The 9,784-nt window shown below is 68.2% G+C and carries 9 protein-coding genes; 2 read left to right on the top strand and 7 right to left on the bottom strand.

From position 1 onward, the window contains the following. Nucleotides 1-62 precede the first annotated feature (62 nt). Entirely contained in the window at nt 63-683 is a 621-nt protein-coding gene (locus AB0M47_RS40325) for an MATE family efflux transporter (protein ID WP_363423650.1), read from the bottom strand. Nucleotides 684-924: 241 nt separating this feature from the next. On the opposite strand from AB0M47_RS40325, the gene AB0M47_RS40320 reads away from it, so the two are divergent. Both AB0M47_RS40320 and AB0M47_RS40315 read left to right on the top strand, forming a co-directional pair. Then, nucleotides 925-2,616 (top strand): AMP-binding protein, encoded by a 1,692-nt coding sequence (locus AB0M47_RS40320; protein WP_363423647.1) that lies wholly within the window; start codon nt 925-927, stop codon nt 2,614-2,616. Continuing rightward, nucleotides 2,613-3,689, top strand: a complete 1,077-nt coding sequence (locus AB0M47_RS40315; protein ID WP_363423644.1) for a serine hydrolase domain-containing protein — start codon at nt 2,613-2,615, stop codon at nt 3,687-3,689. Before AB0M47_RS40320 ends, AB0M47_RS40315 begins: the two co-directional genes overlap by 4 nt. Before the next feature lie 56 nt (nt 3,690-3,745). On the opposite strand, the gene AB0M47_RS40310 is transcribed toward AB0M47_RS40315, so the two are convergent. The 6 genes from AB0M47_RS40310 to AB0M47_RS40285 form a co-directional block, all read right to left on the bottom strand. After that, nucleotides 3,746-5,065, bottom strand: coding sequence for a condensation domain-containing protein (locus tag AB0M47_RS40310; protein ID WP_363423642.1), 1,320 nt, complete (start codon nt 5,063-5,065; stop codon nt 3,746-3,748). A gap of 21 nt (nt 5,066-5,086) precedes the next feature. Next, complete coding sequence (locus AB0M47_RS40305; RefSeq protein ID WP_363423639.1) at nt 5,087-6,253, bottom strand: YcaO-like family protein; 1,167 nt, start codon at nt 6,251-6,253, stop codon at nt 5,087-5,089. A gap of 110 nt (nt 6,254-6,363) precedes the next feature. Further along, nucleotides 6,364-7,053, bottom strand: coding sequence for a nitroreductase family protein (locus AB0M47_RS40300; RefSeq protein ID WP_363423637.1), 690 nt, complete (start codon nt 7,051-7,053; stop codon nt 6,364-6,366). Further along, nucleotides 7,046-8,671 carry a hypothetical protein gene (locus AB0M47_RS40295; RefSeq protein WP_363423635.1) on the bottom strand — a complete coding sequence of 542 codons (1,626 nt, stop codon included), beginning with the start codon at nt 8,669-8,671 and terminating at the stop codon, nt 7,046-7,048. Before AB0M47_RS40295 ends, AB0M47_RS40300 begins: the two co-directional genes overlap by 8 nt. Continuing rightward, nucleotides 8,664-9,245: a TOMM precursor leader peptide-binding protein gene (locus tag AB0M47_RS40290; protein ID WP_363423633.1), complete on the bottom strand. Its 582-nt coding sequence runs from the start codon at nt 9,243-9,245 to the stop codon at nt 8,664-8,666. Before AB0M47_RS40290 ends, AB0M47_RS40295 begins: the two co-directional genes overlap by 8 nt. Nucleotides 9,246-9,377: 132 nt before the next feature. After that, complete coding sequence (locus AB0M47_RS40285; RefSeq protein WP_363423631.1) at nt 9,378-9,584, bottom strand: hypothetical protein; 207 nt, start codon at nt 9,582-9,584, stop codon at nt 9,378-9,380. Between the last annotated feature and the right edge of the window lie 200 nt (nt 9,585-9,784).

The raw sequence follows: 9,784 nt of genomic DNA, 5'->3' as shown, positions 1-9,784 counted from the left end.
CGCAACAGTCATGCCGAACCGAAACGCGACTTCGCCACCAAATCCAAGATCCGCTCACCCGATTACCTGGCCAACGTTTCCTGCTGAGCCACTAGATACGTCTTCCCGTACGCCACGGCTTGGTCGCTGACCGGGCCAAGCAGGAGGTGGAGCACCGGCCCTTGCAACAACAGCAGCACGACCGCGACTGCGGCAGCGGGAAGTGCCGTCGCCAGCAGGGTGCCGCTCGCCGCCCGTCGGACTGATTGCCCGCGACCGGCCCCGGCGTTCTGCGCCACCAGGACCGAACCGGCGGTCGCCAGCGCGATGAACATGCTGACAAAGAAGATGTTGAGGTATTCGACCGTGCTGATTGCACTGATCGCCTCCGCGCCTGTCTTGGCGACCATGAGCGGTCCCAGAGCGGAGAATCCGGTAACGAACACCTGGCTGACGACGACCGGCAGCAGCAGCGAAGCGACTTGCCGATGGCTGACGCGGGCGGTGCCGAACCATTGCTGGAGCAGCCGGTCGAGCGTCCTACGGCGACGTCGCGACGAAGGACCGTCGGAGTCGGCGGGCACCTCGTACGCGCTGGGCGGCTCGGCCGCGAGCGTCGTGGCGGCAATCGTGCCGACAGGAGGGTGAGGCGGGAGTGAGGCCAGCTGGTCCGAGTATCCGGATTGCTGCTGAGCCCCCGACATCTGGCAGAGTCTACGGGTACCCGGTGCGTGCTGCAGCCGTCGTTGGCACTCGTGGTGAGCTCACATCAGACGACTCCGACGGCGCGACCGCGACGCGCAGACGCCGAGGCCCTGCGCCGCGTACGCTGCGTTGACACATCGCTTCGCGAGTTTCTACCATGGCGGCTATGTTCAATGTCGTCAATCCATTGTGGCTGCTCTGGGAATGAGTGAACCTCTCGTTCCGGTCACATCGCTGCTCATGAGCAGGGCGCGCTCGACGCCCGACGTGGTGGCGATGGTGGAAGGCGACGGCTCACATATCAGCTACGGCGACCTGGCCGCACGAGTCCGGCAACTGGCGGGCGCTCTGCGCGACAACGGCGTCGGTGACGGCACGAGGGTCGGGCTGTGGATGGGCGAGGGCAGTTGGATCGCCCACGCAACCGGGTACTTCGCTGCGATGCACGCAGGGGCGGTCGCGGTGGTCCTGCCCACCGACGCGAGCCAGCGAGCCCTTCGGCAGATTTGCGACGATGCCGGTCCCGTTCTGGTGCTGTCCGACAAGGCGGCCGACATCTCATGGACCGATGCGCCCGCGCTGCCGGTCACCATCTCATCGGTAGGAGATCCGGCCGGCCCGGATACGGCAGGGAGCCCGCCCGGGCTCGCTGACGTCATCTTCACCTCCGGATCCACCGGCCTGCCGAAGGGCGTTGCCACAAGCCATGAAGCGCTGGCACGCATGGCCGAGCGGTATCGGGCGCGCAGCGGAGGGGCTGCGGTCGTCGGCCATGCGCTGTCACACGCGACCGCGATCGGTCGCCAGGTGCTTCTCGCCGCCGTTGCCCGCGGCGCCACCGTCGTGTCATGCGTCCCGTTCCAGCCCGACCGCTTTCTGCGGCTCTCGGCGGTCCATGGGGTCGGCACCGCCGTGCTGCCGGCCGCGCTCGGCAGGGCCTTGCGGATCGCGCTCGAAGCCGACCCCGCCGCCGCCCCCGCGCGACTGCGGCGTCTGCGGTTCGTCTCTGACCAGCTACGCCCCGAGGTGCACCGGGGCTTGGCCGACCTGCTCCCGAAGACCGCAATCGTCAACACCTACGGGCTCACCGAGGGCGGCGACGCCCATCTGGTGGTCACCGCCGACGACTGCGATCTCGGCCCGGGCGGCTACCCGGCGCCCGGAACTGAGGTGCGGGTCATGCTGCATACCGGGGAATGGGCGCCCCAGGGCGACATCGGCGTGGTCTGCATCCGCGACGGCAACTTCCCGCTGACGTACCTCACCGAGCCTTTTCGGGCGCAGCTCGTCTGGCACGACGGCTGGACCCGAACCGGCGACCTGGGCATGATCGACGCGAACGGCCGGGTACACATCACGGGCCGCATCGAGGCGCATGCCCGGATCGGCGGCCACACCGTCGCCCTGTCCACGGTCCAACGTGCGCTGGAGGAGCACCCGCTCATCGACTCCGCCGCGGTGATCGCTGTCGCACACCCTTCCCTTGGCCAGTCGCTCGCGGCCGTCGTGGAGGCGAGGGCAGAGTTAGATTCGGCGCAAGTGCGCGCTTTCCTCGCGGGTTCGGTCCCCGACTACGCCGTCCCCTCACCTGCTGTGGTGGTGCGCGCGATCCCGCTGTCTCGCAACGGCAAGCCGCTACGCGAAGCGATCGAACGGATCGTCACGGACCGGCGTACGGCCGAGGTCGAGCCGTGCCGGACTGAGCTGGAGAAGGCCGTCGGCGCCATCTGGGCCGAGCTCCTGGAGACCGATCGTCCGCCGGGCCGCAACGAGAGCTTCCATGACCTGGGAGGCGACTCCGTTGCCGCAGTGCAGGTGCTGATGCGAGTCGAGGAGCTCACCGGCCGCGACGTGCCGCCGGAGGCCTTAACGATGAGCGCGAACCTCGCCGAGTTCGCGGCCGCCGTCGAGCAGCTCGAGCAGTGCCCGTGACGGCGGGAATCGTCGCTCTTCTGGAGCGTCGGCTGCGGGATCGCCCATTCGCTGGCGCCCGGATCTACGTTTCCAGGAACGGCAGGTGCCTGGTCGACGAGGCATTCGGCGAAGCCCGTCCGGGCGTGGCCATGTGCCCGCAGACCGTCGTGCATTTGAGCTGCGCGGGCAAGCCGCTGCTGGCTGCGGTGGTGTTGAGTCTCGTCGAGGCGGGCCTCATCGCGCTGGCCGACCCGGTCCACCGACATCTTCCTGGCTTCGAAACCGGAGGGAAAGGCGCCGTCACCGTCGACGACGTGCTCAGCCACGCCGGCGGCTTCCGCTTCTTCGACGGGCCGGGGCCGTATCTGGACAGCTTCGGCGGGTTTCTCCGCCGAGTCATGAGCACGACCCTGGAGCCGGACTGGCGCCCCGGGGTCGATCAGGGATACCACTACGAGACTGGCTGGTACGTGCTGGCCGCGCTCACCGAGGCCAAGCTAGGCGTTCCGTACGATGATGCCATCGCCGACGTCGTGCTCAAGCCTCTGGGCATGCGATCGACCTGGGCGACGATGTCGCGGGCGACCTATCAGGCGGTGAGCCACCAGCTTGCGGTGCCGAGCTTCGTGCAGCACGGCGTGGTCCGCCGGTCGCCGTTCCTCATCAGCGCATCGGCGTGCCGCACACGATGCCCGTCCTACGGCTATTTCGGCACCATCGACGACCTCGCACGCTTCTACGAAGCCGCCATCGCCGGCCTGGACAGCGCAGCCGACTTCCCGTTGGCGCCGGCGACGCTTCGGCTGATGACGACGTCGGCGAGGGGCCCGGTTCAGGATCGGACGTGGAAAGCCGAGTACGCGTACAGCCGTGGCTTCTACCGTGGTCTGGCCGGCACCTGGGGGTACGGCAAGCGCTGGTCGCCTTCGTCGTTCGGCATGTCAGGGCTGGTGGGACACACCGTCGCTGCCGCGGACCCGCAGACAGGCGTCGTCGTGGCAGCCTCGTTCGGGGCCCTGGCCGACAGCGGCGACGACATCGCCCGCCTGACCGATCACCTGTACGACACGGCGATGGCCGATACGCGGTAAGCCCTGGCACCGAGGTCCCGGTCTGTCGCGCTGAGACGCCGGTCCGTACGGCCGCGCTATCGGTCTGGGCCCGCGCCGATGCGGGTGACGTGCTCGGCTACGCACTCTAGGAGCCGATGTGCCTCCGCGGCGTTCATCGAACCGTCCTTCCAGTCGACGCCGGCGTAAACGAGGCCCGCAGCTCGGAGCACCCAGAACCTTCTCCGCGCTCCCCGCCGGTGCACTCGCGACCAGTCCACTATCTTGTCGCGATCGGCGACCAGCGGCTCCAGTTCGGGTCGGGATGCCGACCCGTCCACGTAGTTGAAGACGGAGCCGGCCACGTCGATGTCCATCAGTCCGGAAGGGCTGCATTTGGTCTGCAGCACGTCGACGCACAACTTGCGCACGTCGACGGGGTTCGCATGTGCCCACCGTTGGGCGGCTGTCTGCTGTGCGTACAGTGCCCGGATGCCGAGCGAGGATCGCAGTTCGTCGCGTCGCGCGACCACCGGCGCGCGCAAGTTCATCTTGCCGACCGCGTGCAGAGCGCTGCGGGTGGGTCTGTTGAGGCACTCGACCTGAATTCCAACGACCGGCCGGTCAAGCACCTCGCACAGGGCCGCGCCGAAAGCCGCGAGGAACACGGTCGGCATTGACACGCGGCACCCGCGCGAGGCCGCCTCGGCGCTGTCCAGCAGCGACTCTGACGCGATCGAGCAACGCCGGAAACGTGGCTCGCCGACGGCAGGCTCACCTGGCGGGGACGCCTGCACCGCGGAGAGCTCCCCAAGCTGCGTGCCCCAGAATCTCAACGCCCGGCGGAGGTGGGTCTGGCCGGCGTCCGTGCGCTCCCAGTTCGAGAGGTCGAGCGGTTGGAGCGGGTCCACCGCCGCCCGGACGCCGCCGGTGAGCAGCAGCTCGAGCTCCTCGCGCAGCACCTTGATGCCCCACGCGTCGACGGCCGAATGATCGGCGACCAGACCTAGCTGGTTGACCCGGCCGTCCTGCATTGACAGCACGGCCCGGATCGGCCACTCACGCGAGATGTCGAAGTAGTGGCGGGACGCCTGAGCCAACACCTCCGGCGCGAGGGCAGCGGTCGTCACCTCCACCACTGCGTCCAGGTCCCTGTCGGATCGCGGCGGCGCCGTCACTTGCTGCCTGGCCGGCTCCCCCTCGGCCACGTGGAGGAGGCTGCGCAGTGATTCATGCCGCACAAGGCACGCACGGAGCGCAGCGAGGACGTCTTGCGGTGGCAGGCGCGACACCGGCAACGCCGACACCAGGTTGAAGTCCGGTGACGCGTTGGCATCAGGCGGAGCCCCTAGCAACCAGTCTTGTTGCGGCCAGTTCGCCTCGCCCTCCCTGACGACCTTCATCGCATCCTCCGGCATGAATACCTTCTAGGTTGTGGGTCAGCCGAACGGTTGCGGCAGATGGTTGAGGTGTTCCTCGGCCGACACTGGATACCCGAGCAGTGCCGGCAGGGAATAGAGGCGGGGGTGGCCGAGGTAGCGGGCGTCGGGGTTGAATCCCAGCGGCTGCAGGCTGGGGATGATGACCCGCACGACGTGCAGTCCGATCTGCTCGGACTCGGGCGTGGTGAGGTCGACCGCGTAGACCTTGTGCCCTGCGCGCTCACATCGGCGGACCAGGTTCGCCAGGCGGCCCGGGCCGGTCAGCGGGAGGTCCTGGTGGTCGAACACCGGCCGGACCGGCCGCGGGTGTGCGGGGTTGAGCAGGAAATCGAACGCGTCGTGATGATCGGGTCCGGCAATCTGCAGCGCGCCACGGACGATGAGCGGGACCTCTTCGGGCTTGCCCGCATCAGCGAACCGCAACGTCGTGTGGATGGAGACGGCTTCGCCGAGGGCATGCTCGACGGCCTTGCCTCGGTCGACATTGGTCGAGGCGGCGACGACCCGGCCGACGACCGCGTCATGTGGAGCTTCGAGAAGGCAGTACGCCGTGGGCACGCCGATCTCTGACGTCGCGTCGAACACGTGCGCTCGCATGTACTTGCGTTCGCACCAACGCACCAGACGCACGGCGTCGGGCGTCATGTCGCCGACGTCGATCCGCGGCAGCGCCAGGCGCTGCAACCACAGCACCGAGTTCATGTCACGTTCGATGACTTCGCATATCGCCGAGAAGAGTGCGTCCTCCCGCGTCCCCCCGGCCGCGGCGCCGGTGCTGATCGGCGTCCAGAATCGTTCCGCCGGCAGGACCGCGCCGCCGAGGTAGACCATGATCGCCGGCAGGCGGACCGGGGACCCGTCGTTGAGGTCGACCCCGTCGACCCATCTGATCTCGGTGTCTTGGTCGAGATTGGCGACGCTGGAGGGGTTGCGGGCGATCTCGCGATCTGAGTGACGGGGCAGACCGCGCCAGTCGACGGCGAACGGGACCGACGACGGCGTGCCTATCGAGACCTTCACGGGTTCGCTGGCGGTGGCCAGCCGTTCCAGCGCCTCGATCACGCTGACGCGCCACGACAGGTCTGCTTCGCCTGCACGGCCCCACGCGTCCATGGCCCGGTGCGTCCGGGCAGCGGTCCGGCATGACAAGACCGTGCCGCTCATGTTCATGTAAACGTAGAACCACGCCGGGAGGCCGGCCCCGGCGATCCGGGCGGGAGGCCTCGGCACGCAAGCGTACGGGCCGACAACCTCATGGACTCGGGAGATCGCGCTCATCTGCCGCTCGCCCCAGGCGGAAGTCCCAGCGACAGCGCCAGGAATCCCCGCGAGTCGAGCCGTCCGCCACCCACGGCAGCGGACAACGCGTCGGCATGGATCCCTCGGAAGAGGCAAGCGCCGACCCCGAGCCGTGTCGCGACGACCAGTGCCTGGTGCAGGCTGTATCCCGTGCGCAGCAGCAGGTTGAGGTAGCCGTCCGTCCCGTGGCCGGCGAGTTGCTCGCCCAGGTCCCACAGCGGCGTGACGATGCACGGTGCGGTCGTCAGCGGTTCCATGCCCGCCCACATCATCGTCTCGACGGAAAGCTGTGCCGCGACGGCGACCAGCTGCCCGTCACGGAACTCGTACACCCCGGGATGAGTGTGGCTGACCGCCCGCGCGAAAACCAGCCACCGTGGACCGGCGACGTCGTCAACCTCCAGCAGGTCGCAAGCCTCGGCACCGGCCCGGCAGATGTCCGACACGGCGTCGCGTGGCAGCGGCTCGTCGCTGTAGTCGCGTACCGATCGTCGGGTCCGGTTGAGCGCATCCACCTCGGCGGAACTGAGCCGCAAAGCCGAGGCGCCGACCATGGGGCGCAGCCGGCCGGCATCGCGGGCGAGGCTTCTTCGTCCCGCCGATCGCAGCAACGCGGTCGCCGGATCGCCGAGGAGGTTCGACGCCGACTGTGTTGTGTCATTCATCGTCGGCTCCGGAGAAGACCATGACTGCGGTGACGACCTCGTTCTCGAGGTCGAGGTCGAGCAGGTCGGCAAACACCGTGGCGTCCCACCCGGTAAGCATGCGGGGGCCGAGGCCGTCGGCTCCTGCAACGATCACGGCCTGGCTGAGCGCGACGCCCGCGTCCAGGTGGACGAGGCGCAGCGCGAAGTCGCCGTACTTCGCCGCAACCTTGGCCAGGTCGGCCACCCACACGACCACGTGGTCCCACGCGATATCGATCAGGTCGGCAAGGCTCGCGTCGACCTCCTCGCGGCCGACCCGACCGGTCGCCACGAACCGGTCGCCGTCGGGGTCGTACCACGCGCAGTGGCTGGCGAGCGGTCCGATCTCGAGCTGAGAGATCACGAACGCCTGGGGCGAGCCAAGGTTGCCTCCGGTCGGTACTGCTCGCCGCGGTCCCGCCCCCTGGACGGTCCGCGCGCCGATCGTCCTTCGCAGCAGAGCAGCGATCGGTCTGATCGGTTCGCCGGCCAACGCATCGCACGCCACGGCGGGACAGCTGGGCATGCTTCGTTGCCGACGCTGGAGATCGACAGTGTCCGTGGGGCGCAGCGCCGGCGCAGGCAGGTACAAGGCCGGCGGGCTGATCTCGATGCTCTGTTCGTAGTCCCAGCCGAGCTGTCCGCTGTCGAGCGGCGCGTCCTCCGGGTGCGCTGCTCCTCCCCGGCAGGTCTGGCAGGTGAGCTGCCTCAGCTGCAGGGCGGTGGTAAACCGAGGTGCCTGATCCGGGCCGAGGGCAAGCTCGACCCTCCGGTTCAGCGTGCAGACGGCGGCGGCGCCGCCCAGCCCATTGACGACCTCACCGGCGACCAACGCGGCGATCAGGTCGATCACCGCCGGCGACGGCGTGCCACCGATGGGGGCCGCCGCCGGCTGCGATAGCTGACACAGACACGATGTGCTCGGGTGCAGCATGGGACCGACGAAGCCGCCGTCCGGGACTGCGCCGACCGCGAGCCAGAGGTGTCCCCCACCGAGCGCATCGGCAGACAGGGCGGATCTTGGCTGCGCGCTGTCACCGATCACCTCAATCACCATGGTGTCAGCCCACGCGGCACCGGTGACCGGTTGGCGCTCGCCAAGGCGGTGAAGTGCGTACTCTTCGCAGGCCACACCGCACCGTGCGAGCTCAGCCTCGATCGCGGCGTGGAGCGCTCCGCCGCCGGCCAGCAGGACCCGCGCGTCGCGGATGCGGCCGGCTGTCTGCTCAGCGCAAACGGATCTGCCGCTGAAGGCGAGAGTCCGTTCGAAGAACGCCAGTGCGGGCGTGTGCCTCACTGCCTCTGGCGGCCGGCGAGCCGTCTGCGGCTCCACTCGTTGTGCCAGGCCACGTCCGGCCAGCTGGGCGAGAGCACTCAGGGTGTCGTCCAGCGGTATGCGCAGCTTCGCGGAGATCTCAGCCGTGGTCCGCGTTCCGTCCAGGAGATCGCAGAGTTCCGGCAGGATGTCGACCGCTCCAGGCCCGGTGAACGCTTCCGAGGTGGGACCGCCCTCGAAGACGTATGCGGAGCCGGCGGCGAACCGCACCAGCCCTGTGCTGAGGCGAAAGGTGGCGCTGGCGGGCGTGGGCTCAGCCATCGTCCTCCCCAGCCCTTGTTTCCATGCCCTCTCGAACCGCAGGCGACCAGCGCGGACAATCGGGCATTGGCATGAACACGTCGCTTCGCAGGTCCGCCGTGAGCACGTGGTAGCTCAGTACTCGCCGGCTCGCCTGTTCACGGCGATCGATCATCATCGCCGTCAGGCCGGCGGCAACACCTGCGTGGTGCTCCAAGTAGCCCAGCGGACCCGCAGACGGGACGTGGTCATACAAGCCCCACAACGCCCGCGTGTTGTCAGGATGCTCCTCGCTGGCAAGGCTGCGCGACAGCAGGCAGCCGTAGCAGCCGGCGACGTCCCGCGTGAGCAGTGGACCCACGCGTATCACCGGATGAGCCAGCACCACCGGAATCCACCACGGCACATCGACCATGGCGTCCAGTGCGAGGCCGAGTGCACGCGACTCTCGCCACGAAGCCAACACGACCGGCCCCGCCAGTCCCGCCGGTAGCACTGCATCCTGAATCTGCGCACCGGCGAGCCGCTGCGCGATTCGGTCGGCGACCGCCCGTCCGAAGTCACCGACGGCGACTATGGTCAGGCCGGGAGTCATGGCTTGACCCGCAACGAGATGAGCCGCGCTCCCCTCAGACAACGCTGCGTGCCGGATTTACTCGACAGGCCGCGATGGCAACTGTTGCGATTCTGGCGACATCAGTAGACGTCGTATCGGCCACAGCGCGGTTCACTCGTTCTCCGGACGCTCGTTCCCCTGGCAGATCGAGTTGCAGCTGCAGACGCAGACGCAGCCGCCGCAGCCACTGGCAACGGGGACGAACGGCTTGTCAGAGACCAGCGCGGTCAGCTGCAGGCGACGCTGACCCTCCGCTTCGGGCATCGTCAGGGCGATCTCGGCGGGCTGTTCGGACTTGTGCTCGAGGACAGTCGACATTGCACCCCTCCTTGATTGACTGGGCGCCACACTAGCATTGACATCGATCACATGCAATATTTCGAGTCAACTATGAAGCTGCTCCGCTCTGAAGCCATCGGTATAGCTAGTGGTGTGACATGAAACGTTGACCCGGTAATCGGATCGATGTGACTATATCGATGTTTGTGGTTTCTGTGTTGAGTGCGCGGAGGTATCCG

This window comes from Hamadaea sp. NPDC051192 (genome assembly GCF_040682475.1).
Taxonomy (GTDB): domain Bacteria; phylum Actinomycetota; class Actinomycetes; order Mycobacteriales; family Micromonosporaceae; genus Hamadaea; species Hamadaea flava.
Note: the sequence above shows the minus strand (reverse complement) of the source record. Positions and strands in the feature narration are given on the sequence as shown.